Annotated in this window: 18 protein-coding genes; 12 read left to right on the top strand and 6 right to left on the bottom strand. The window is 57.8% G+C overall.

What is annotated here, in order from left to right:
• Positions 1 to 10: 10 nt before the first annotated feature.
• Positions 11 to 1,015: a type I glyceraldehyde-3-phosphate dehydrogenase gene (gene gap, locus msub_RS04870; protein ID WP_048494975.1), complete on the bottom strand. Its 1,005-nt coding sequence runs from the start codon at positions 1,013 to 1,015 to the stop codon at positions 11 to 13.
• A 169-nt stretch (positions 1,016 to 1,184) separates the two neighbouring features.
• Between gap and edd the strand changes: the two genes are divergently transcribed.
• A complete protein-coding gene (gene edd / locus msub_RS04865) occupies positions 1,185 to 3,005 on the top strand; it encodes a phosphogluconate dehydratase (RefSeq protein WP_048494974.1) in 1,821 nt (606 codons plus the stop codon).
• The gene (locus msub_RS04860; protein WP_048494973.1) at positions 3,002 to 3,967 is read left to right on the top strand and encodes a glucokinase; all 966 of its coding nucleotides are present in this window, start codon (positions 3,002 to 3,004) and stop codon (positions 3,965 to 3,967) included. The genes edd and msub_RS04860 overlap by 4 nt, the downstream gene beginning before the upstream one ends.
• Before the next feature lie 21 nt (positions 3,968 to 3,988).
• Here msub_RS04860 and msub_RS22340 read toward each other — a convergent pair whose 3' ends face one another.
• Positions 3,989 to 4,120, bottom strand: a complete 132-nt coding sequence (locus msub_RS22340) for a nitroreductase family protein (RefSeq protein ID WP_264750600.1) — start codon at positions 4,118 to 4,120, stop codon at positions 3,989 to 3,991.
• A 158-nt stretch (positions 4,121 to 4,278) separates the two neighbouring features.
• Between msub_RS22340 and msub_RS04855 the strand changes: the two genes are divergently transcribed.
• Positions 4,279 to 4,884, top strand: a complete 606-nt coding sequence (locus msub_RS04855) for a uracil-DNA glycosylase family protein (protein WP_048494972.1) — start codon at positions 4,279 to 4,281, stop codon at positions 4,882 to 4,884.
• A gap of 41 nt (positions 4,885 to 4,925) precedes the next feature.
• On the opposite strand, the gene msub_RS04850 is transcribed toward msub_RS04855, so the two are convergent.
• Positions 4,926 to 6,677 (bottom strand): ABC transporter substrate-binding protein, encoded by a 1,752-nt coding sequence (locus msub_RS04850; protein WP_082146410.1) that lies wholly within the window; start codon positions 6,675 to 6,677, stop codon positions 4,926 to 4,928.
• A 370-nt stretch (positions 6,678 to 7,047) separates the two neighbouring features.
• Here msub_RS04850 and msub_RS04845 point away from each other — a divergent pair, with 370 nt between their 5' ends.
• On the top strand, positions 7,048 to 8,193 hold the full coding sequence (locus msub_RS04845; RefSeq protein ID WP_048494970.1) for a porin: 1,146 nt from the start codon (positions 7,048 to 7,050) through the stop codon (positions 8,191 to 8,193).
• Positions 8,194 to 8,385: 192 nt separating this feature from the next.
• On the opposite strand, the gene glpD is transcribed toward msub_RS04845, so the two are convergent.
• Entirely contained in the window at positions 8,386 to 9,915 is a 1,530-nt protein-coding gene (gene glpD / locus msub_RS04840; RefSeq protein WP_048494969.1) for a glycerol-3-phosphate dehydrogenase, read from the bottom strand.
• A 180-nt stretch (positions 9,916 to 10,095) separates the two neighbouring features.
• Positions 10,096 to 10,854, bottom strand: a complete 759-nt coding sequence (locus msub_RS04835; protein WP_048494968.1) for a DeoR/GlpR family transcriptional regulator — start codon at positions 10,852 to 10,854, stop codon at positions 10,096 to 10,098.
• A gap of 205 nt (positions 10,855 to 11,059) precedes the next feature.
• Here msub_RS04835 and glpK point away from each other — a divergent pair, with 205 nt between their 5' ends.
• Complete coding sequence (gene glpK / locus msub_RS04830) at positions 11,060 to 12,532, top strand: glycerol kinase GlpK (protein ID WP_048494967.1); 1,473 nt, start codon at positions 11,060 to 11,062, stop codon at positions 12,530 to 12,532.
• Positions 12,533 to 12,562: 30 nt separating this feature from the next.
• Here glpK and msub_RS04825 read toward each other — a convergent pair whose 3' ends face one another.
• Positions 12,563 to 14,440, bottom strand: coding sequence for a sigma-54-dependent Fis family transcriptional regulator (locus msub_RS04825; RefSeq protein WP_048494966.1), 1,878 nt, complete (start codon positions 14,438 to 14,440; stop codon positions 12,563 to 12,565).
• A 332-nt stretch (positions 14,441 to 14,772) separates the two neighbouring features.
• Between msub_RS04825 and msub_RS04820 the strand changes: the two genes are divergently transcribed.
• From msub_RS04820 to msub_RS04790, 7 genes are all read left to right on the top strand, one after another.
• The gene (locus tag msub_RS04820; RefSeq protein WP_048494965.1) at positions 14,773 to 15,867 is read left to right on the top strand and encodes an ABC transporter ATP-binding protein; all 1,095 of its coding nucleotides are present in this window, start codon (positions 14,773 to 14,775) and stop codon (positions 15,865 to 15,867) included.
• Complete coding sequence (locus msub_RS04815) at positions 15,867 to 16,967, top strand: ABC transporter ATP-binding protein (RefSeq protein ID WP_048494964.1); 1,101 nt, start codon at positions 15,867 to 15,869, stop codon at positions 16,965 to 16,967. Before msub_RS04820 ends, msub_RS04815 begins: the two co-directional genes overlap by 1 nt.
• Complete coding sequence (locus msub_RS04810; RefSeq protein ID WP_048494963.1) at positions 16,967 to 17,833, top strand: carbohydrate ABC transporter permease; 867 nt, start codon at positions 16,967 to 16,969, stop codon at positions 17,831 to 17,833. Before msub_RS04815 ends, msub_RS04810 begins: the two co-directional genes overlap by 1 nt.
• Before the next feature lie 10 nt (positions 17,834 to 17,843).
• Entirely contained in the window at positions 17,844 to 18,650 is an 807-nt protein-coding gene (locus tag msub_RS04805; protein ID WP_048494962.1) for a carbohydrate ABC transporter permease, read from the top strand.
• Between the two features lie 15 nt (positions 18,651 to 18,665).
• Positions 18,666 to 18,941, top strand: a complete 276-nt coding sequence (locus msub_RS04800) for a DUF2160 domain-containing protein (RefSeq protein ID WP_048494961.1) — start codon at positions 18,666 to 18,668, stop codon at positions 18,939 to 18,941.
• Between the two features lie 223 nt (positions 18,942 to 19,164).
• The gene (locus tag msub_RS04795; protein ID WP_048494960.1) at positions 19,165 to 20,907 is read left to right on the top strand and encodes an ABC transporter substrate-binding protein; all 1,743 of its coding nucleotides are present in this window, start codon (positions 19,165 to 19,167) and stop codon (positions 20,905 to 20,907) included.
• Positions 20,908 to 21,121: 214 nt separating this feature from the next.
• Positions 21,122 to 23,128: a methyl-accepting chemotaxis protein gene (locus tag msub_RS04790; protein ID WP_048494959.1), complete on the top strand. Its 2,007-nt coding sequence runs from the start codon at positions 21,122 to 21,124 to the stop codon at positions 23,126 to 23,128.
• The last annotated feature ends 13 nt before the right edge of the window (positions 23,129 to 23,141 follow it).

Genomic DNA, 23,141 nt, shown 5'->3' with positions numbered 1-23,141 from the left:
CCGGTCAGATTTATTGACCGGCGTTCATCAGGGCAATGGCATTATCCAGCATTCGATTCGAGAAGCCCCATTCATTGTCATACCAGGCCATGACTTTTACATGACGACCCAGAACCCGGGTGTGGTTGGCGTCGAAGATGCTTGAAAGGGCGTTATGGTTGAAATCCACGCTCACCAGCTTCTCGACGTTATAGCCCAGAACCGGGCTTTTCTCGGCGGCAGCCTTCACTGCGTCGTTTATTTCCTCCACGGTGGTTTCACGCCCGGCAATGAAGCCGAAATCGACCAGGGAGACGTTGATGGTGGGAACCCTTACGGCCAGCCCGTCGAGCTTTCCGTTCAGCTCGGGAATGACCTTGCCGATGGCGGCAGCGGCGCCGGTTTTGGTGGGGATCATGGATTGTGTGGCGGAGCGGGCACGGTAGAGGTCTGAATGGTAGACATCGCTCAGCTTCTGATCGTTGGTGTACGAGTGAATGGTGGTCATCAACCCGCTTTCGATGCCGACGGCCTTGTGCAGTGCCTCGACAACCGGTGCCAGGCAGTTGGTGGTGCAGGAGGCGTTGGAAATAATGTGGTGGTCGGCGGTCAGGGTGTCATGATTAACCCCGTAAACCACCATGGCGTCCGCATCGGGGCTTGGCGCCGAAATGATGACCTTGCGGGCTCCGGCGGTCAGGTGGGCAGCGGCTTTGTCGCGTTTGGTGAACAATCCGGTGCATTCGAAGACCACATCGACATGGAATTCGCTCCAGGGCAGTTCTTCGGGATTGCGGATTGCTGTGATAGCAATGCGGTCGCCGTTGACGGTGAGCGATTCGGCGTCGTGGCTGACGACACCCTCAAAACGGCCATGAACGCTGTCATACTTCAATAGATGGGCGTTGGTTTCGGCATCGCCGAGATCATTGATGGCGACAACCTGGATCTGTTTCCGGTAGTTATTTTCATACAATGCCCGAAGGACATTGCGACCGATCCGGCCAAAACCGTTGATTGCGATACGGATAGTCATCTCCCGACTCCTTGTTTGGTTGTTTATTGTTCGATTGGAACTTGCAATGTAGTAAATATAACAACAAAAAATGAAAAAATGAACGATACAAAGGTGGAATTACCAAAAAAAGGAAGTAAAATTACGTCTAAAAGCGAACACTCTAATAATTTATGCAATGGAGCCCACCATGCACCCGACCATTGACAAGGTTACCCAGCGAATCATCGAACGCAGCCGTGCCAGCCGGCAGGACTACCTGAGCCGGATGAGCGCACTGAAAGCCCAGTCTCCGCATCGCAGCTCCCTGTCCTGTGGCAATCTGGCCCACGGCTTTGCGGCCTGCAACCAGGGGGACAAGGACACCCTGAAGCTGATGAACAAGGCCAACGTGGCCATGGTGACGGCGTACAACGATATGCTTTCGGCCCACCAGCCCTATGAAAAGTTCCCGGACCTCATCCGGGAGGCGGCACGCGGAATGGGTTCGGTGGCCCAGGTTGCCGGCGGCACACCGGCTATGTGTGACGGGGTTACCCAGGGCCAGCCGGGGATGGAGTTGAGCCTGTTCTCCCGGGATACCATCGCCATGAGCACCGCCGTGGCCCTGAGCCACAACATGTTTGACGCGACCATGCTGCTGGGAATCTGCGACAAGATCGTTCCCGGCCTGTTGATCGGCTCGCTCAGCTTTGGCTACCTGCCCACCATCCTGGTTCCGGCGGGCCCCATGCCCTCGGGCTTGCCTAACAAGGAAAAGCAGCGCATCCGCCAGCTCTATGCTGAAGGCAAGGTCGGCAAGGACGAGTTGCTTGAAGCGGAGAGCAAGTCCTATCACAGCCCGGGCACCTGTACCTTCTATGGAACCGCCAACAGCAACCAGTTGCTGGTAGAGGTGATGGGCCTGCATCTGCCCGGGGCGGCCTTTGTGAATCCCAATACGCCGCTGCGTGATCAGCTTACCCGGGCGGCAACGGAACAGGTGATCCGGCTGTCCAAGCCCCAGGGCGGCGAGCTGGGGCTGGGTGACATGGTGGATGAGAAGAGCATCGTCAACGCCCTGGTGGCGTTGCTGGTCACTGGCGGCTCCACCAATCACACGATCCACTGGATCGCCATTGCCCGGGCGGCGGGCATCATCATCGACTGGAACGACTACGCCGAGCTCTCATCGGTGGTCCCCTCCATGACCCGGATCTACCCTAATGGTCAGGAAGATGTAAATGCGTTCCACGAGGCGGGTGGAACACCTTTCCTGATCAAGGAGCTGTTGGGTGGCGGGTACCTGCACAACGATGTGAACACCGTTGTGGGGCATGGCCTGGAGCGCTACACCGAGATGCCGGAACTGGAAGGCGACAGGCTGGTGTGGAAACCGGCTCCGGAAAAGAGCCTGCGCCCGGATGTACTCAGTACGGCGGCAGAACCTTTTGCGCCCGATGGCGGCTTGCGAGTGCTTGACGGCAATCTCGGCCGCGGCGTGATCAAAGTGTCGGCCGTTGCGCCGGAGCATCGCAAGGTGGAAGCGCCAGCGGTGGTATTCAACGATCAGAACGAACTCAAGGCAGCCTTTGAGGCCGGCGATCTGGATCGGGACTGCATTGTGATTGTCCGGTTTCAGGGGCCCAGGAGCAACGGCATGCCGGAGCTGCACAAGCTCACACCCTATCTCGGGGTGCTGCAGGACCGTGGTTACAAGGTGGGGCTGGTAACCGACGGCCGTATGTCGGGCGCCTCCGGCAAGGTGCCGGCGGCGATACATGTGTATCCGGAGGCCCTGGATGGCGGGCCTCTGGCGAAAGTGAAAGCCGGCGATGTGGTCTGCCTGGACGCCGAGCAGGGCGTTCTGTCTGTCCGCGTGGATGAGCAGGAATTTGCCCGCCGGGAATCTGAAAAAGCAGACCTGACAGGGTATCATCAGGGCTATGGTCGGGAGTTGTTCGGCTGGATGCGCCGCGCCGCCGGCAATCCCGAGGAAGGGGCCAGCTTTTTCTGGAATCATGACGCATGACAGCAACACACTATTCACTGGTCGGTGATATCGGCGGCACCAATGCGCGCTTCGCCCTGGTAGAGCACGGCAGTGTCCAGCCGCAGGCCATCGAAATACTGCCCTGCAGTGATTACAACAACCTGGACGACGCGGTTCGGGATTATCTGGCCCGGGTCGGCGTTCCGGAAGTTGGCGGGGCCTGCCTGGCCGTTGCCTCCCCGGTGCGTGGAACCCAGGTTCGAATGACCAATAATCACTGGCGTTTTGATACCGAAGAGGTTCGTAAGCAGTTCGGCTGGTCAGCCTTCAAGGTGATCAATGATTTTGCGGCCATGGCGCTTGGTGTTCCTCATGTACCGGAAGGTCAACTGGTTCATGTCTGTGGCGGCCCCGGTGACGGGCGGCGCCCGCGTCTGGTTATCGGGCCGGGTACCGGTCTTGGTGTTTCCGGTCTGGTGCCAATCGCGCATGGCTGGGTGCCGCTCATGACCGAGGGTGGTCATGTGGATTTTGCCCCGACCGATGACACCGAAATGGCCGTTCTGCGGATTCTCAAGGCCCGGTTTGGCCGGGTGTCGGTAGAGCGGATTCTGTGCGGCCAGGGCCTGCTGAACCTGTATCAGGCCCATGCCGAAATCCAGGGCGTTGCGGCGCCGCTGGATGCGCCGGAGAAAATTACTGCTGCGGCGGTGGGAAACACCGACAGCCTGGCTCGCCACACGCTTCGCCATTTCTGCGAAATCCTCGGCCGGGTGGCCGGCAATGGCGTCCTCACGCTCGGAAGCACAGGAGGGGTCTACCTGTGTGGCGGCATCCTGCCGCGCTTTCTTGAATTCTTTCTGGAAAGTCCGTTCCGTAATGGCTTCGAGGACAAGGGCAGAATGCGCCCGCTGTTGGAGTTCACGCCGGTCTACGTGGTCACCGAGCCCTACACCGGCCTGCTGGGAGCCGCCGAGGCACTGGGCAACCCGGAGGTTTGACTCCCGGCTGCCGGTAACGCATCAGAGGTAATGCACCAATTGGCTCTGATCAAACCGGTACTGGCGGTTATAAACGCCGTTTTCGGCCCGCCGGCCTGCCGCCAGCACCATGGTGACCAGTCCTCTGCCGGGCAGGTTGAGCAGCTTTTTCACCCGGTGTTTTCCGGAATTCCTCGACATCAATTTCCGGCAGCGGTAGAGAGCCTGCTTTCGCGTTCATATTTGTCCTTCAAGACTTGTTCTGCGTTGATTGTGCCTCTATCGTTACGGGAAATTCTGGTTTATGCCATCGCCCGGGTGACGCTCGCAGTATGACGGAAGATCTGTCCCAGCTTTCTTTCGATGACCTGGTCCGCCGGGTGCGGACCTGCACCCTCTGTGCCGAGGTCCTGCCCCTTGGGCCAAGGCCAGTGATCCAGATGTCGGAAAGCGCAACAATTCTGGTGGTCGGTCAGGCGCCGGGCCGGCGGGTGCACGAAACCGGGCTGCCGTTCAACGATCCCAGCGGTGATCGGCTCCGGCAATGGATGGGGGTTACCCGGGACACCTTCTACGATGAACAGAAACTGGCAATTCTGCCCATGGGCTTCTGCTACCCGGGTACCGGTAAATCCGGCGACCTCCCCCCTCGGCCGGAATGCGCCCCCGCCTGGCGCCAGGCTCTTCTGGGCCGTCTGCCGGACATCGGCCTGACGCTGGTTATCGGCCAGTACGCCCATCGCTGGCATCTGGCCAACAACCGGAAATCGGTAACTGCCAACGTCCAGCACTGGCGCGAGTATTGGCCCGAGGTTCTGCCCATGCCTCACCCCAGCCCAAGAAACAACCTATGGCTGCGCCGTAACCCCTGGTTTGAAAGCGAGGTTGTGCCCGCATTGCAGCGGCGGGTAGCAGAGCTTCTGGCTCCCGGTTCATAACGGCGCCGGGAGTCATCGCCGGTGGTAACGTCCCGTCCGGTTCAGTTACCGGCGATGTCCCATTGCCGGAGAAGATCCTCATAACGGATGGTTTTGCCCTGCGGCTTTTCGTCGCTCAGGCGTGGCTTGGGAGCGCCCGGCTGGGCGAGCCACCATTCTGCGCCCTTGATCTGCGCATCGTCGGCCATCCTCGGGCCGCACTCTCGGACCAGGAAATTGCGTTCAATAACCGACAGGGCTCGATCCTGGGCGTCGGCCAGGTTATCCAGTGCTTGCTGAGGGCTGACTTTGCCAGTTACCGCATCGGCAATGTTCGGCCACCAGAGCTTGGCCAGGCGGGGGTAATCCGGAACGTTCACGCCGGTGGGAGACCAGGCCTGTCGTGCGGGGCTGCGATAGAACTCCACCAGGCCGCCCAGCGCCGGCGCCTTCTGTTGCATCTGCGGGGATTCCAGGTCGGACAGGCGGATCGGGGTTAGCCCGTGAAGGGTTTTCTGGAGCGACACGGTCCTCGAGACCGTGAACTGGGCATAGAGCCAGGCTGCCTTCTGCTGCTCGGCTCCCATGGCCCGGGGAATGGTCCAGGCGCCCACGTCCTGGTAGCCGAGTTTCATGCCATCCTGCCAGTAGGCGCCGTGGGGCGAGGGTGCCATGCGCCATTTCGGCGTGCCGTCTTCGTTCACCACGGGCAGGCCCTCTTTGGTCATATCCGAGGTAAAGGCGGTGTACCAGAAAATCTGCTGGGCAACATGCCCTCTGGCGGGGACCGGGCCTGCCTCTGAGAAGGTCATATCCCGGGCCTCGGGCGGAGCGAAGCGATCCAGCCAGTCGATGTACTTCTCCAGCGCGTAGACCGCCGCCGGGCTGTTGGTTGCTCCACCCCGACTGACTGAAGAGCCAACGGGGTGGCAGCCTTCCATGCGAATGCCCCATTCGTCGACCGGCAAACCGTTCGGTATGCCCCGGTCGCCAGCGCCCGCCATGGAAAACCAGGCATCGGTAAAACGCCAGCCCAGAGACGGGTCACGCTTGCCGTAGTCCATGTGGCCATAGACTCGTTCGCCATCGATCTCTCGCACGTGAATAGTGAAGAACTCTGCGATGTCCTCGTAGGCCGACCAGTTAACGGGCACGCCAAGCTCGTAGCCGTAACGTTCCCGGAACTGTGCCCGTAACTCCGGCCGCTGGAACCAGTCGTAGCGGAACCAGTAGAGATTGGCGAACTGCTGGTCTGGAAGCTGATAGATCTTGCCATCCGGGCCAGTGACGAATTCCAGGCCAATGAAGTCCTCCAGTGCCAGGGTCGGCAAGGTGACGGCCTTGCCTGCTCCTTGCATGTAATCGCTGAGGGCCAGGGCCCAGCCGCTACGGGCATGAGTGCCGATCATGTCGGAGTCATTGACGAACGCATCGTACTGGCCTTTTGCCGCCATGATCCGTTGCAGGTTTATCTGCCGGATGACCTCGCCTTCCGGTTTTCTGTCATGGGTGACCTCAATCCCGGTAAGCCCGGAAAAAGCCGGGGCGAGGACCTCCGCCTCATAATCATGGGTCGGCAGTTGTTCGGAAAGAACCGAGATTTCTACGCCCTTCAGGTCTGCCGCGGCATGGGCGAACCAGGCCAGTTCCTCGGCCTGCTCGTCTTTCGACAACGTGGAATCCGGCAGGTGATCGCGGATCAGCGCGAGGATAAGCGACTGTTTTGCGTCCGGAAGTGAGTCGAACAGTGGGCCGGCGTCTGCGGGGCGGCCCAGCAAGAGCAGTAAGCCGAGTAGTAATGGCAGTTTTTTCATGATCGTCTCTTGTTTTTGTTGGTTTTCGTACAAATAACGATCATAGAATTCGTTTCGGTGTTCGTCAACGAAAAATAAAAATGTTCTGGGAAAGTAATAAAAATCGTTGTATAACAGGTTTTTAGCGTGTTATGTGATGAAGTTTGCCAGCCTTAATCCCGTCTAAACGAAAATTTTTTCGATCATAAACTTTTCATTTTCGATTTTCGGAGTTAGATTTGTTCTGTTTCGAACTATATGGCCTTGAAACGAAAACGAGGCGGTTCGTTAACACAGTCAGTCGCGAGGAGCCTGGCCGCGGGTGTGTTCCTGGGCGGAGGGATCCGGGTGGCTGATGACCGTTCAGCGCTAACAAAAACAGGAAGCTAACATGATCGAAAATAACAATGTCTCTATGTTGTCCGGCAAGCGTTCATTCCGGAAGGCGCCTCTGGCGGCAGCCCTGTCGCTGCTGGCTGCGGGGGCTGCCTCGCCAGTCATGGCGGAAGTGTCGCTGGAATCCGACAGCGGCTGGAAAGTGGGTTTTAGCGGCCATATCCCGGTCTTTGCCGTGTTCGGCAGCTATGACCAGCCGACCGACGAAGACTCGTTCACTATTACAACCGGGTTCAATCCGGCCACGTTGCAGACCAACATCTACGCACCAACCCAGAATGGTCTCCAGGTGTCCGGTCATTTCCAGATGAATGCCGACATTGCCCCAGGTGATGCGGAAGCCAACTTCCGCAGCCGGGTCTCTGAGATTGCCGTGGCCGGCGATTTCGGCAAGGTCAATATCGGTAAGGGTTTTGGTATCTTCGGTGTGCCTGCCATTGGCGATAATGGCAGTGCGCTGGGTGTCGGCCTGATCAACGGCCCGGACCAGATCGCGGCGACTGCCGGTCGTATTGGTAACGGCTACTTTTACGCCAACTTCACACCTCGCGTGATGTACACCTCCAACAGCCTGGGCGGCCTGCAGTTCAAGGTCGGTTTGTTTAGCCCCTCAAAGATGGATGAGGGAGATTATCCGCTGGCCACAGATGCCGAGTACACCATGCCCCGTATCGAAGCAAACGTGGTCTACTCCGGCAGCAACTTCTCCCTGTGGTCCAGCGGCTTTACCCAGGATGTGGACTCCAGGACCGGCAGCTTTGACAGCTACACCATGTCCGGTATCGATTTTGGTGGCTCGGTCTCCCTGGGCGATCTGACCGTTCGCGGCAACTACGCGATGACCTCCGGTACCGGCAACTTCGTGTACGCGGCGCGTCTGGACCCCAACGAGGAAGCCGCCAGCCAGTGGTATGTTGAGAGCACCTACAGGATCGACCGGACCACACTGGGGGTCAGTTATGGTGAAGGTGAGGACGATTTCATTGCCGGCACCGGTGATGATACCGATCTGACCATGCTGTTCGCACGATATGCCGCAACCGACAACCTGACGCTGATGGCTGAGTACACCACGCTCGGGACGGGCAATGGCCAGGGCGAGTACGATGTCATTATCTTCGGTTCACAGCTGACGTTCTGATCGTTGTTGATAGCCCTGTTTAGCCGGGCTTTCCAAAAAGGTTGAGGTGTATTCCTCAGCCTTTTTTGTTGTCCGGGCTTCTGAAAAGAGGCCGGTGGGCAGCACGCAGTGACAGTCGGGTTAACAAGTCTCAAAAGCAAAAAAGCTCCGGGCGGAGATCATCCGGCCGGAGCAAAGATGCCTGAGAGAGCTTCAGGCGCTGTGGTGGAGAGCGGTGTTGCGAGCCCGGGGTGCTGCTGCGTTCATCAGGAATCGGTCCAAAGCTTCAACTTCACTGTCTGTTGCGTAGAGGCCCTGTTTGGTCCGGCGCCAGAGAATGTCATCGGATGTCATTGCCCACTCGTTTTTCACCAGGTGCAGCACTTCCTTTTCGTACAAGGTGCCTGCGAAGTGGGCTCCCAGGTCTTCGATCGAGGTGCAATTGCGCAGGATGTCATAGGACGTCATGCCGTAGGTTCGAACATAACGGCTGATGATCTTCTCCGGAAGCCACGGGAAGTCACTGCGCAGCTTCTCCTCGAGCGATGCGTGGTTGTCGAAATCGCCGCCGGGCAGCACGGCCTTTTTGGTCCACCGGCCTCCCGCTTCCGGGAAGAACTGGCACAGCTTGTCGGTTGCCGCCTCGGCCAGTTTGCGATAGGTGGTAATCTTGCCGCCGAACACGGAAATAATCGGCGCCTTGTTCTTTTCGCTGCTGACTTCGAAGGAGTAGTCCCGGGATGCCTTCTGCGCGTTTTCCTCCTCGCCATCCATCAGCGGGCGAACGCCGGAGTAGGACCAGACCACATCTGACGGCTGAAGCTGACGCCTGAAATGCGAGTTTACGATGTTCAACAGATAGTCGGTTTCTTCCGGCGAGATTTTCGCCTTCCTGGGATCCCCTTCGTAGTCCACATCGGTTGTGCCAACCAGGGAAAACTCGTCTTCGTAGGGAATGACGAAGACAATGCGCTCGTCCTCGTTCTGCAGAATATAGGCTTCGGTACCCTTGTTCAGTCGCGGCACCACAATATGGCTGCCCTTGACCATGCGAATCAGTTTCGGAGCCGGCATGGAAAGCGTTTCACCGAACAGCTTGCTGACCCAGGGGCCGGAGGCATTGACGATTGCTTTCGCCGAGACCCGGGTTTCGGTTTCGTTGGTCATGTCACGGAGCGTGACCAACCACTCTCTGGCTCCCCGTTCAGCCTTCACACATTTGGTGCGGGTCATGATCCGGGCACCGAATTGCTGGGCCTTTTTGGCGGTGAGGACGACCAGCCGGGCGTCATCAACCCAGCCATCGGAGTATTCAAAGCCTTTGGTGATATCGGGCTTCAGCGGTCCGCTTTCATCGAAGCGGATTGAGCGGGATCCCGGCAGGATTTCGCGCTTCGCCAGATGATCGTAAAGAAACAAACCGGTGCGGATCATCCAGGCGGGTCGCAGGTGAGGGCGGTGTGGCAGGCGAAAGCGCATGGGCCACATGATGTGTGGCGAGTTCCTGAGCAGTGACTCGCGTTCGGCCAGTGCTTCCCGGACCAGCCGGAATTCATAATGCTCAAGGTACCTCAGCCCGCCGTGTATCAGCTTGCTGCTGCTCGACGAAGTGGCAGAGGCCAGGTCATTCATTTCGCAGAGCAGAACTTTCAGCCCTCGCCCCGCGGCATCCATGGCAATGCCTGTGCCGTTGACTCCACCGCCAACGACAATAACGTCAAACTGTTCGTGCTCCATAGTCATTGTTGGTCATCTCCTGACGCCAATGGAAAAGAGGCTTTGTTGTCTTGCGCACTTTTCAATGTCTAATATGGGGTATACCGCTATTATGCGAAAGCTCAAGATATTCGTAAAGGAAAAAACAGAAAAAAAACGAAAAAGTGGAGGCGGTCACGTTTTCGGTTGGCTGTGACGCCAAAGGCGCTAGACGAGGTGGAGTTCGACGTTGTGTTCGGTCAGAAGCTGGCGGATTTCCAGCGGAGGCTGCTGATCGGTGAACACGTGGTTCGCCTGCGTGATGCTGCCCAGGCGCACCATGGCATTTCGGCCGAACTTGGAGTGGTCCGCTGCCAGCAGAACCTGGTTGGAGTTCTCGATGATTGCCTGGGCGACCCGGACTTCGCGATAGTCGAAATCCAGCAGCGAGCCGTCGTTATGGATGCCGCTGATCCCGATGATGCCAAAATCCATCTTGAACTGGTTGATAAAATCGCGGGTGGCCTCGCCCACAATGCCGCCATCCCGGTTGCGAACTTCGCCTCCGGCTATGATCACGTGGAAATCCTCTTTGGCCGAGAGAATGGAGGCAACATGGAGGTTGTTGGTGACGATCTGCAGGTTGTTCTTTTCCAGCAGCGCCTTGGCGATGGTTTCAGTGGTGGTGCCAATGTTGATGAACATGGAGGAGTTATCCGGAATCATGTCCACCAGCGCTTCGGCGATGCGTTCCTTGGCTTCAAGGTCCATGATCTTGCGGGCCTGGTAAGCGGTGTTCACGGTGCTGGAGTCAATACCGGCACCTCCGTGGTGACGGCGGAGCTTCTTCTGTTTCGCAAGTTCGTTGAGATCCCGGCGGATAGTCTGCGGCGTTACCTTGAACTGGTCCACCAGTTGCTCGGTGGTTACAAAACCGTTCTGCTGGATCAGCTCCATGATCAGATCCTGTCGGCGACGCTGTGCCATTAATACCTCCCCCGCTTTGTCATTTTTCTCATGCGAAATAGTGTGCAACCGAAAACATCTTCAAAGTTTAGTGGTTTCCCGGGGTTTATGCAGCTTTTTTAGTGAGTTGCCTTTCGTCCGTGCGCAATGGAAGTGGAATTCTCTTGGAATTTATGTTCAAAAAGGTAAAAATACGAAAAAATAAGAACCCGAGGTGCAAATCACAATGAGCCAGTACATTCTTTCCATCGATCAGGGAACTACCAGCTCCCGGGCAATACTCTTTGACCTGCAAGGTAACATTCACGCCACGCGCCAGCAGGAATTTCCCCAACACTTCCCGGCCAGTGGCTGGGTGGAACATGATCCCGAAGACATCTGGTCGTCGGTCCGGCAGACCTGTGACGCCGTGATGTCGGAAGCCTGCGCAGAGGATGATGAAGTTATCGCGGCAGGGATTACCAACCAGCGCGAAACCACCATTCTGTGGGACAGGAAAACCGGGGAGCCGGTCTATAACGCCATCGTCTGGCAGGACCGGCGAACCGCGTCTTACTGCGAGTCTCTGAAAAGCCAGGACCTTGAGCCCCTGGTGAGCGGCAAGACGGGCCTGCTGATTGATCCCTATTTCTCGGCCACAAAAATTCGCTGGATTCTGGAAAATGTTGCCGGTGCAAGAGAGAGAGCGGAACGCGGTGAACTTGCCTTTGGCACCATCGACAGCTTTTTGCTTTGGCGACTGACGGGCGGCCGTGAACATCGTACCGACGCCACCAACGCCAGTCGGACCCTGCTGTTCAATATCCACACCCAGCAGTGGGATCCGGAACTGTTGGAGCTCTTTGGTATTCCCGAATCCTTGCTGCCGGAAGTCATGGATTCCGCCGATCAGTTCGGGCAGATCGCCCAGGGTGGCGCACTGAACGGAACCCGTGTGCTGGGTATCGCCGGGGATCAGCAGGCGGCGCTGTTCGGCCAGACCTGTTTCAGCATCGGAATGGCAAAGAGCACATACGGAACCGGGTGTTTCCTGATGCTGAACACCGGCGACAAGGCCCTGCAGTCGGAGCATCGCCTACTGACCACGGTGGCCTATCGGATAAATGGCAAGCCTACCTACGCGCTGGAGGGCAGTATTTTTATAGCCGGTGCGACCATCCAGTGGCTAAGGGATGGTTTGCGGCTTATCCGTGATGCCTGCGAGACCGAACCTCTGGCCGAGGGAACGCCGGTGGATCACGGTGTCTATCTGGTGCCGGCATTTACCGGCCTCGGCGCACCCTATTGGGATCCGAATGCTCGCGGTGCCATTTTCGGCCTGACCCGGGATACCGGCATCAAGGAAATTGTCACTGCCGGTCTCCAGTCGGTGTGTTACCAGACGAAGGACCTGCAAAAAGCCATGGAGAAAGATGGCATACGCCCGGTGACCTTGCGCGTGGATGGCGGTATGGTGGCCAACAACTGGGTTTTGCAGTTCCTGGCGGATATCCTCGGCGCCCGGGTGGATCGCCCGTCACTGGTCGAGACAACAGCGCTGGGAGCCGCTTACCTGGCCGGCCTTGAGGCGGGGGTCTATGGCTCTCTTGAGGAGTTGGCCGGGCTGTGGCGTTGCGACCGTAACTTTGAGCCGGTGATGACCAAAGAACACCGGGACCAGCTTTACGAGGGCTGGATAACGGCGGTACAGAAACTCTGACCGACACGGGGCCGCACAGCCCTGGCGTGGTTAGCGAACTCCAAGTTCCCGAAGCCGCTTGTAAAGGGTGTTCCGGCTGATCGCCAGCTCTCTGGCTGCCTGGGATATATTCCCGGTGTACTTGTGATAGACCTGCAGCGTTCGGGCCAGCGGGTCCGCTTCCGCCTGGCCGGTGTGTTCTGCCTGCGCTCGGGTTTCCGGGCTGGTCTCGCTGTTCGCCGCCGAATCGAATTCGGCCAGGAAGTCCTCTGGCAGGTGCCAGACCTGAATGTCTTCACCGTCAGCGATCGCCACGGCCACCCGAAGTACATTCACCAGTTGGCGGATGTTGCCCGGCCAGGGATGGTTTTCAAGCGCCGACAGCACCTTCGGAGACAGCTCTTCCGCCTGGCAGGGATCCCGGTGCCGGGCATAGATGTTTTGTATCAGGCGTCGCCGGTCGGCCCGGTGCCGGAGTGATGGCAGCTCCACACACAAGCCATTGATGCGGTAGTAGAGGTCAGCGCGGAAATGGCCATCATCAATGCGTGAATTGAGGGGGCGGTTGGTGGCGGTTACCAGCAGGATATCGACGGGAACGCTCTCTGTGGAACCGACCGGAGTGACAACCCGTTCCTGCAAAACCCTCAGCAGGCGGGACTGTGCCGAAAGCGGCATTTCGCCGATTTCATCGAGGAACAGAATGCCCTTGTGAGCCTTCCGGATAAAGCCCAGGGAGCCCTGAGCGCGGGCTCCGGTAAAGGCTCCGGGCTCGTATCCGAACAGCTCCGACTCCACCAGCTCCGGTGGAATGGCGGCGCAGTTTACCGCCATCAGGGGCTGATCCTTGCGGTGCGAGGCCTGGTGCAGCGCCTTGACCAGGACTTCTTTTCCCACCCCGGTTTCTCCTGTAATAAGCACCGGCACGCCGCGCTCAAGTACCTTGAGGCTCTGGGTGGCGCAGCGCTTCACGGCCGAATCGCCGAACTCCAGGTGGTCTATGTCGGGTTGGAGCCCACTCTGCACGGTATTGCCGGTCCCGGATGGTTGTTGCGTTCGCTCCGGAGGCTTTTCTGGCAGAGACGGCCGCTTTATTCGGGCGCTCAGCCGAACCTTGCTCCGCGTTGTCAGCTGCAGCGGCTCCTGTTCGCGATAACCAAGAATATGGTTTCGATGGGTGGTGAACAATTCATCCAGGCGTGCATTGACCGTTGGCATTCCAAGCAACTGATCCGCCCGCTGGTTGCTGGCAATAATCCGCCCGGAGTCGTCGCTGGCAAGGATACCCGACCAGGGGCTGTCGAAGTTGTCGGCGGTGGTATTGACCGTTATCTGGAAATGGTCCGGGCCGAACTGGCGACTGATCAGACGGTTTTCCACAGACTGGGAAAGCAGGCGAACCATGCCCAGGGTATGAGCCTGGGGCAGGTAAGCGTCGCTGAAAACGCTTAGAACGCCGGCAATTTGCCGGTGGGCATCAAAAATCGGGGCGGCGGAGCCGATAATGCTGCGGTTGGCCTTCAGGAAATGCTCGTTGCGCTTGATCTGGACCGGTGCGCCGATGGCAATCGCTGTCCCGATGGCATTGGTCCCGCAGTTCTGCTCCTGCCAGTTGGCACCTTTCTGGAACCAGGGCTTCAGGCGGGTTTCCGTAATGCGTTCGTCACCCCAGCTATTCAGCACCGTGGCATGTTGATCGGCAAGCAGAATCAGGCAGCGGCTGTTGGCGAGCACGTTCCGGTAGTAGGGCAGTACCTCGGCTTCGGTCACCGCAAGTAACTCGCCATGCAGGCGCTGAATTTCCTCCAGCCGCCCCGCCTCCGGTTCGGGAGCCGCCGGTTCATGTTCATGGCTGAGGCCCCATGCAATGCAGCGGTTCCAGGAGTCGGCGATCACGCGTCGGTAATCGGAGTATTCGTTTTTTCTCATCCGGTCTTACTCTGGTGTTCGTTTGTTGTTTTTTGCGGCTATACCTTCCGGGTATCCGGTCAACACCCCGCTGTCACCTGTTCAATCATCTGTGCAAACACTGTTCACGTCAATGTTCAATTTGAACAAAGTATTGCTAAACGAACATATAAATTTTCGGTTGAGAAATTACGGGTTAGAGATAATATCTTATAAAACAACGCGATAGGTAAAAATACCTAAGGGTATGTGAAAACTGGTACACGCCTTGCGTAATGGGATTCGAAATCGAATTTCCGGGATGCCGACTGAGCACCCGGAGCGAGTTTCCACAAGAACAACAAGGAAAGCCTATGTCCTTAACACTGGAGAATATCTCCCGTGAGGTCGACGGTGTCGACTACATCCGGGATGCCAACCTGACCTTCGAGGCAGGTTCATTCAATGTTCTGCTTGGACGCACACTGGCTGGTAAAACCTCTCTGATGCGACTGATGGCCGGGCTGGACAAGCCCTCCGAAGGCCGCCTTGTCTATAACGGCGAGGATGTTACCGGGCAGGCTGTCCAGCAGCGGAACATCTCGATGATTTACCAGCAATTTATCAACTACCCCAACCTGACGGTGTTTGAGAACATCGCATCGCCGCTGCGGCTGGCGAAAATGCCGGACAGTGAGATCGAACGTCGAGTTCGGGAAACCGCCGCGATGCTCCGGATTGACCCTCTGCTCAAGCGTTATCCGCTGGAGCTGTCGGGCGGCCAGCAGCAGCGGTGTGCCATGGCCCGGGCGTTGGTCAAGGATGCCACGCTGGTGCTGTTCGACGAACCCCTGGTGAACCTTGACTACAAGCTCCGGGAAGAGCTGCGGTCGGAGCTCCGCCAACTGTTCCAGGAGCGCCAGTGTATTGCGGTCTATGCCACCACGGAGGCCAACGAGGCACTCGCTCTTGGGGGAACCACCACGCTCCTGCATGAGGGCCGCGTGGTTCAGACCGGGCCGGTCATGAGTGTCTATCGGGCGCCCACCAACACTCTGGCAGCCGAGCTGTTCAGCGAGCCGCCAATGAACATGATTCGCGGCCGAGTTACCGATACCGAGGTCACCTTCGATGAATACTCGCACCACGGCCTGACCCGGGAACTGTCGAAGCTCGCGCCCGGGGACTACTGGTTCGGCATCCGGCCGAGTCACATCGGCCTGGTACCCACCAGTGATGACGACCTGGAAATGTCGATGGAGGTTGAGCTCAGCGACATCAGTGGTTCCGAGACCTTCATGCACGTCCAGAACAGCCATTTCGAGATGGTCGCTCAACTGATGGGTGTGCATTCCTACCGGACCGGTTCACCCATCAAGATTTATCTGCCGATCAACAAGCTGTTCGTATTCGACAGCAATGAACAGCTGGTGCACACCCCGTCCGAGACATCAAAGAGGGCTGCCTGATGGCTGAGATTCAACTGAAATCACTCGCTCACAGTTACAGTGACACGCCGGACGGCCCGGATGATTATGCTATCCGGCACCTCGATCATGTCTGGGATAAGGGCGGAGCCTACGCGCTGCTGGGCCCGTCCGGCTGTGGCAAGAGCACCATGCTGAACATTATCTCCGGCCTGCTTCAGCCGTCGGAGGGGGACGTTCTGTTTGATGGCAAGCGGGTCAACGAACTGTCCCCCAGGGACCGGAACATTGCACAGGTCTTCCAGTTCCCGGTGATCTATGACTCCATGACCGTGTTCGATAACCTGGCTTTTCCGTTGCGGAACAACGGGGTTGAAGCGTCCCGGGTCAAGGCGAGGGTTCACGAAATTGCCGAAGTCCTGGAAATTCAGGACAAGCTTTACAAGAAGGCCAAGAATCTCACGGCCGATGAAAAGCAGAAGGTGTCCATGGGGCGTGGCCTGGTCCGGGAAGACGTATCCGCCATTCTGTTCGATGAACCGCTGACGGTGATCGACCCCCAGCTCAAGTGGAAACTCCGGCGCAAGCTGAAGCAGATTCACGAGCAATTCGACATCACCATGGTCTATGTCACGCACGACCAGTTGGAGGCTTCGACGTTCGCCGACAAGATCGCGGTGATGTACGGCGGCCAAATCGTTCAGTTCGGAACCCCGACCGAGCTGTTTGAGCGGCCGAACCACACCTTTGTGGGCTTCTTCATCGGCAGCCCCGGCATGAACCTGATCGAGGTACAGCGCTGCCCGCGCGGTGTCTGTTTCGGCAGCATCGTGGTGCCTCTGGATGAATGGCAGGTGGAGGTTCTGCAACGCCAGAAAACCAGCAATCTCAAGATCGGCATACGCCCGGAGTTTGTCGAGGTTTCTGATCAGGCCACTGATGAAACCTTTGAGGCTACAGTCCTCGATGTCGAAGATCTGGGCACTTACAAGATTGTCACCGTCGAACTCGGCCACGAAACGCTGAAAGCCCGCCAGAACGAAGAATTTGAAGCGGAAATTGGCGGGGTGGTGCATCTGTCGTTTCCCAAGCAGTGGCTGATGCTCTACGTGGATGAGTTCCTGATCAAGGAGCAACAATAATGGTCAAAATTCCCAACAATCGCGCCTGGTGGCTGGTCCTTCCGGTCTTCCTGCTGGTGGCTTTTTCGGCGCTGATCCCACTGATGACAGTGGTCAACTACTCGGTACAGGATATTTTCGGGCCCGGTAACGCCTATTACGTTGGTACCGAATGGTTCGAAATCATTCTCCATGATGAGCGGCTTCAGGAGTCCCTCCTGCGGCAGTTCATTTTCTCCGGTGCGGTACTGCTGATCGAGATTCCACTCGGCATCGGGGTGGCACTGATGATGCCGAAATCAGGCATCAAGGCGTCCCTGGCCCTGATCCTGCTGGCGATTCCGCTGCTGATTCCCTGGAACGTGGTGGGCACCATCTGGCAGATCTTCGGCCGCGGCGATATTGGCCTGTTCGGCTGGGCGTTGAACGCGATCGGGTTTGATTACAACTATACCGGTGACACCCTGGATGCCTGGCTGACCGTGTTGCTGATGGATGTCTGGCACTGGACACCCCTGGTGGCCCTGTTGTGTTACTCCGGCCTGAGGGCGATTCCGGAAGCCTTCTACCAGGCCGCGGAGATTGACCGTGCCTCCAGGTGGGCGGTGTTCCGTTACATCCAGCTACCGCGCCTGAAGAATGTTCTGATCATCGCCGTGTTGCTGCGCTTTATGGACAGCTTCATGATCTACACCGAGCCTTTTGTTCTGACCGGCGGCGGCCCCGGAAGCTCAACCACCTTCCTGAGCCAGACGTTGACCACCATGGCGGTCGGCCAGTTCGACCTCGGCCGGGCAGCGGCCTTCTCGCTGATCTACTTCCTGATCGTGCTGCTGATTTCATGGCTGTTCTTCACCGCCATTACTGCTGCCGACAAAGAAAAATAAGGAGACTGTGATGAAACAGACGCGTTCCAAGAACGTCGGGATCACGATTTTTATCCTGCTCCTGCTGACACCGATCTACTGGTTGCTGAACATGTCATTCAAGACCAACCAGGAAATTCTCAGTGGCCTGACTCTTTGGCCTGAGGATTTTACCCTTGCCAACTATGAGGTCATTTTCACGGATCCGAGTTGGTACAACGGCTACATCAACTCGATGATCTACGTTTCCATGAACGTGGTGATCACCCTGCTGGTGTCTTTGCCTGCTGCCTATGCCTTCAGCAGGTACAAGTTCGTGGGTGACAAACACCTGTTCTTCTGGTTGCTGAGCAACCGGATGGCGCCGCCGGCAGTGTTCCTGCTGCCGTTCTTCCAGCTCTATTCCTCCATAGGCCTGTTCGACACCCATCTCGCGGTGGCGCTGGCGCACTGCCTGTTCAACGTGCCACTGGCGGTGTGGATCCTGGAAGGTTTCATGTCCGGGGTGCCTCGCGAATACGACGAGATGGCCTACATTGATGGATACAGCTTTCCCAGGTTCTTCGTGAAGATTTTTCTGCCGATGATCCGCTCCGGAATCGGGGTCACGGCGTTCTTTGCCTTCATGTTTTCCTGGGTGGAGTTGTTGCTGGCCCGAACGCTGACCTCGGTGGATGCCATTCCCATTGGTGCGGTGATGACGCGAACAGTGGGTGCCAGCGGTATCGACTGGGGTGTGCTGGCGGCCGCCGGCTCGCTCACCATCATTCCCGGAATCCTGGTGATCTGGTTCGTTCGTAACCATGTCGCCACCGGGTTCGCCCTCGGACGGGTATAAAAAAGGAGAATGAACATGCTTGCTTGGATGAATTGGACTCCGTCCGTGGCGATTTTTTTCTCTGTGATTGCAACCATACTGGCGATCATGACCGTGTACGAAATTGTTTCACCGTGCACCGAACGGAAGGGCTTTCTGCCGATCTCGACCACCCGCGGGGACAGGCTGTTTATCGGGCTGCTTTCCGCGGCCTATATCCATCTGACCTTCCTTGCGGTCAGTGATATCACGCTCTGGATCGCGTTAGCCGTTTCGGTGATCTGGCTTCTTGTGCTGATGCGCTGGGGCTGAACAGAAGGTGTGCCCGGGCGTTGTGTCAAACCGAACATCCGGGTATGAATTCAAGACGAAAAAGCTTGTAAAGATTTCGAAAACGAACTATTTTCTAAGGCATGATCGGAATCGATCATTGATCGGTTCCGGCTTCAACGGATAGCGACTCGAAGGCGCTATGCAACCGGAACGGAGCACCCGGTGATTCGTTCCACTCAAAACAAGACGAACGAGGTTGGATATGTTCAAGAACAATAAATATCCTGGAGCCCTGCTTCTGAGTGCCGCCATAGGTGCTGTAGGCATGGGTTCAAGCCTGCAGGCCAGCGCTGATCAGTACACGGATGCGGCTGAAAAGTGGGTGAATCAGGAGTTCAAGCGGTCGACCCTGACCAAAGAACAGCAAATGGAAGAAATGAAGTGGTTTATCGAAGCTGCGAAGCAGTTCCGCGGCATGGATATCAACGTTGTTTCGGAAACCATTGCCACGCACGAATACGAATCCAACGTTCTGGCCAAGGCCTTCTCTGAAATTACCGGCATCAACCTGACACACACGCTGATTCAGGAAGGTGACGTTATCGAGAAGTTGCAGACCCAGATGCAGTCCGGCCGGAATATCTACGACGGCTGGGTTAATGACTCCGACCTGATCGGTACCCACTTCCGCTATGGCAAGGTGTTCCCGGTGGAGGACATCATCAAGGGCGAAGGCAAGGATCTGACCCTGCCAACGCTTGATCTCGACGATTTCATTGGCCTGGATTTCACCACCGGCCCGGATGGCAAGCTGTATCAATTGCCGGACCAGCAGTTCGCCAACCTCTACTGGTTCCGTGCGGACTGGTTTGAGCGTGAGGACCTGAAGAAACAGTTCAAGGAAATCTACGGTTACGAGCTGGGCGTGCCCGTCAACTGGTCCGCCTATGAGGATATTGCCGAGTTCTTCTCGGTTCATGTGAAAGAAATCGACGGTAAGCGTGTATACGGCCACATGGACTACGGCAAGAAGGACCCGTCACTGGGCTGGCGCTTTACCGATGCCTGGTTCTCCATGGCCGGTGCCGGCGACAAGGGTCTGCCAAATGGTCTGCCGGTGGATGAGTGGGGCATCCGTGTTGACGAGTGTCATCCGGTTGGCTCCAGTGTCAGCCGTGGTGGCGCAACTAATGGCCCCGCTGCTGTCTACGCAACCCAGAAATACGTGGACTGGCTTGAAAAGTACGCGCCTCCCGAAGCCCAGGGCATGACCTTCTCGGAAGCGGGCCCGGTGCCGGCGCAGGGTAACATTGCCCAGCAGATCTTCTGGTACACCGCGTTTACCGCAAGCATGATCAAAGACGGTCTGCCAGTGGTGAACGAAGATGGCACCCCGAAATGGCGCATGGCGCCGTCGCCCCGCGGACCCTACTGGGAAGAGGGCATGAAGCTGGGGTATCAGGACGTGGGTTCCTGGACCTTCATGAAGTCGACTCCGCAGAAGCGCCGCCTGGCCGCCTGGCTGTATGCCCAGTTCACGGTTTCCAAGACGGTTTCCCTGGAGAAGACCATCGCCGGTCTGACGCCGATCCGCGAATCTGATATCAATTCCGATGCGATGACTGAATTGGCGCCCAAACTGGGTGGCCTGGTGGAGTTCTACCGCAGCCCGGCCCGTGTTCAGTGGTCGCCAACCGGCACCAACGTGCCTGATTATCCCAAGCTGGCTCAGCTCTGGTGGCAGTACATTGCCCAGGCTGCCAGCGGCGAGGCAACTCCGCAGAAAGCCCTGGATGGTCTGGCGGAAGCCCAGGACCGGGTTATGGAGCGCCTGGAGCGTGCCAGTGTTCAGCCGACCTGTGGTCCGAAGCTGAACGAGCCACGCGACCCGCAATACTGGCTGGATCAGCCGGGTGCGCCCAAGCCGAAACTGGCTAACGAGAAGCCGCAAGGCAAGACGGTTGCCTATGACGAACTGCTGAAAACCTGGGAAGAGGCCCGCTAAGGCGAGCTGATTTCCTGAAGAGCAATGCCTGCCGCAACAGGTCCCTCAGTTGCGGCAGGCAGAGCACCGTTGTCACGGTGGGTTTTGGCCGGTTGCTTATAGTTCCCCCCCCTTTAAAGCATTTCAAGGTAACCCCTCCCGGGGTAAGCCCTGCCGGCCCTTTTTCTACCGTTTGGCCCGCCTTCGCAGACGTATGGCGGGAAGGGTGTGTCCTATGAACAGAATCTCCGTAATCCATCGCTTGTACGCGGGCTTCGGCCTGCTTTGCGTGATTATTGTCTGCTGGGGAGCATTCAATATCAGCATCATGTCGGCGTTCTCAGGAACCACCGACAAACTGACAACGGATGTGTTTCCGCTCAGCGGACTGATTCAGGAAATGGAGGCCCATCGCTCGGCTGCAGGAAAGTACGCAGTGGAAGTCGTTTCCGCTGAACAACCGCAGTCGCTGACGGACCGGTCCGCGAATCTCAAGAGCGCTTTGAATGAGCTGAACGACAGTATTGGTGCCCTTGCGGTGTCGGCTCCCACGGCCATGTTTCCTGAACTGAAGTCGGTGAGCGAAAACGCGCGTGGCCAGTTGGCTGAGCTGGAACGCTCGTCTGAGGCCCTGGTCGCGCTCAAGGCGCGGCTGCTGTCCATGTCGGAAGCAGTGAACACCGGCCTGAGTGAGTTCCTCGCCAACAATGGGGAGATGAAACGAACATTGGTGCTCGAGGGTACAGAACCGGCTGGCCGGGATATATACATCCGCGACCTGTTCACCACGGTGATGGAAAACCTGGCCAACATCGAGCTGCTGATCATGCAGATGGTCAGCACCGAAGATGCGCGGCAGTTGGATACCATCATCGAGAACCTCCGCTTCAACACCCGGACATTTGAGCAGGATATATCGGCTCTGGTGGCGGAGGTGCCGCGCCTGGAGGGGCTGCCGCCGCTGGTAAGCAGGTTTCTGCAGGCAGTGAATGACGATGCCGGCATTATCAGCCAGTACTCCGGCTATCGGCAAAGCCGGCTTGAGCTTGCAAGAACGGCCGGGGAGGTCGAGGGAATTCTCACGGCAATGGCTTCAGAGCTGGATGAGGCAGGCAATGCCCTCGCGGACCGAGCGAGCGCTTCGGTATTCGCGCTGGATGCAACTGCGCTTGATTCGGAACAGCTTGTTTACTGGCTGCTGCCCGTGGTGGTTCTTGTTGCTCTGGCAATTTCTTTCAGGCTCGGACGGATGATCAGCCGTCCGCTTCAGGCGACCCAGGAACACCTGTCAGCAATGGCCGAGGGCGATTACTCCCGGGTACTGGAATTTCCGGCCCGGGGCGAGTTTGTCGACCTGAAGAATTCCGTGAACTGTTTATCAGAGGCAATGGCGACCGTGCTGGGTAGCTTGCAGCAGGCTGGCTCCGACATATCGGTGATCGCATCGGGTAACGCCAGGTTTGCCCGGGACTTTAACGAGCGTATCCGGAGCCAGTCAGATGAGCTAGGCGCGATTGCCGCAGCGATGACCCAGATGGAGGCCTCGGCAAGGGAGGTGGCCGGTTCCGTCCGGGATACTCATGACCTGGTTGGCGAGGTTAACCAGCAGGTGGAAGATAACCTGGCAGCGGCCGCCCGGGGTATGGATTGTGTGGCAGGCCTGGAGAATCAGGCGGAGCAGACCGCTGGAAAACTGCGTCAGCTTGAACAGGCATCCCTTGATATCGGACGGATAACCGAGGCTATTGACGATATTGCCAACCAGACCAACCTGCTGGCCCTGAATGCCGCCATTGAATCGGCTCGGGCCGGGGATGCCGGTCGCGGGTTTGCCGTGGTTGCTGATGAGGTTCGGGGCCTGGCACGGAAGACCACCGAAAGTACCGATACCATTCGTAATCTGGTGGAGGATCTGCAACGGGAAGCCTCGGATTCGGTGAGCTCAATGGACGCCAGTTTCGATCAGCTTCGATCAGTGCGTGGGCTCATGGCCAGCGTCTCGGACGGGGCTGGCAGGATTGGCTCGGTGATGGGGCGGATCCACCAGGGGGCTGAGCATATCCGTCACGGCATGGATGAGCAGGAAACGGTCAGTCAGTCGGTGGCGCGGCAGGTCACAGACATCAGTGCCTCGGCGGTTGAAAGCCTCGAAAGAATTGACGAACTGGTCACCACCTGTGATCGACTGGAGCATTCGGTGACGAATATTGAGTCACTGATGGCTCGCTTTCGGGTGCACTGACGAAACCAGTCAA

This window comes from Marinobacter subterrani (genome assembly GCF_001045555.1).
Lineage (GTDB): Bacteria > Pseudomonadota > Gammaproteobacteria > Pseudomonadales > Oleiphilaceae > Marinobacter > Marinobacter subterrani.
Note: the sequence above shows the minus strand (reverse complement) of the source record. Positions and strands in the feature narration are given on the sequence as shown.

What these genes read in the sequence shown, in the direction of transcription:
- gap (WP_048494975.1), bottom strand. Translation starts at nt 1,015, where the DNA reads ATGACTATCCGTATCGCAATCAACGGTTTTGGCCGGATCGGTCGCAAT.
- edd (WP_048494974.1), top strand. Translation starts at nt 1,185, where the DNA reads ATGCACCCGACCATTGACAAGGTTACCCAGCGAATCATCGAACGCAGC.
- msub_RS04860 (WP_048494973.1), top strand. Translation starts at nt 3,002, where the DNA reads ATGACAGCAACACACTATTCACTGGTCGGTGATATCGGCGGCACCAAT.
- msub_RS04855 (WP_048494972.1), top strand. Translation starts at nt 4,279, where the DNA reads ATGACGGAAGATCTGTCCCAGCTTTCTTTCGATGACCTGGTCCGCCGG.
- msub_RS04850 (WP_082146410.1), bottom strand. Translation starts at nt 6,677, where the DNA reads ATGAAAAAACTGCCATTACTACTCGGCTTACTGCTCTTGCTGGGCCGC.
- msub_RS04845 (WP_048494970.1), top strand. Translation starts at nt 7,048, where the DNA reads ATGATCGAAAATAACAATGTCTCTATGTTGTCCGGCAAGCGTTCATTC.
- glpD (WP_048494969.1), bottom strand. Translation starts at nt 9,915, where the DNA reads ATGACTATGGAGCACGAACAGTTTGACGTTATTGTCGTTGGCGGTGGA.
- msub_RS04835 (WP_048494968.1), bottom strand. Translation starts at nt 10,854, where the DNA reads ATGGCACAGCGTCGCCGACAGGATCTGATCATGGAGCTGATCCAGCAG.
- glpK (WP_048494967.1), top strand. Translation starts at nt 11,060, where the DNA reads ATGAGCCAGTACATTCTTTCCATCGATCAGGGAACTACCAGCTCCCGG.
- msub_RS04825 (WP_048494966.1), bottom strand. Translation starts at nt 14,440, where the DNA reads ATGAGAAAAAACGAATACTCCGATTACCGACGCGTGATCGCCGACTCC.
- msub_RS04820 (WP_048494965.1), top strand. Translation starts at nt 14,773, where the DNA reads ATGTCCTTAACACTGGAGAATATCTCCCGTGAGGTCGACGGTGTCGAC.
- msub_RS04815 (WP_048494964.1), top strand. Translation starts at nt 15,867, where the DNA reads ATGGCTGAGATTCAACTGAAATCACTCGCTCACAGTTACAGTGACACG.
- msub_RS04810 (WP_048494963.1), top strand. Translation starts at nt 16,967, where the DNA reads ATGGTCAAAATTCCCAACAATCGCGCCTGGTGGCTGGTCCTTCCGGTC.
- msub_RS04805 (WP_048494962.1), top strand. Translation starts at nt 17,844, where the DNA reads ATGAAACAGACGCGTTCCAAGAACGTCGGGATCACGATTTTTATCCTG.
- msub_RS04800 (WP_048494961.1), top strand. Translation starts at nt 18,666, where the DNA reads ATGCTTGCTTGGATGAATTGGACTCCGTCCGTGGCGATTTTTTTCTCT.
- msub_RS04795 (WP_048494960.1), top strand. Translation starts at nt 19,165, where the DNA reads ATGTTCAAGAACAATAAATATCCTGGAGCCCTGCTTCTGAGTGCCGCC.
- msub_RS04790 (WP_048494959.1), top strand. Translation starts at nt 21,122, where the DNA reads ATGAACAGAATCTCCGTAATCCATCGCTTGTACGCGGGCTTCGGCCTG.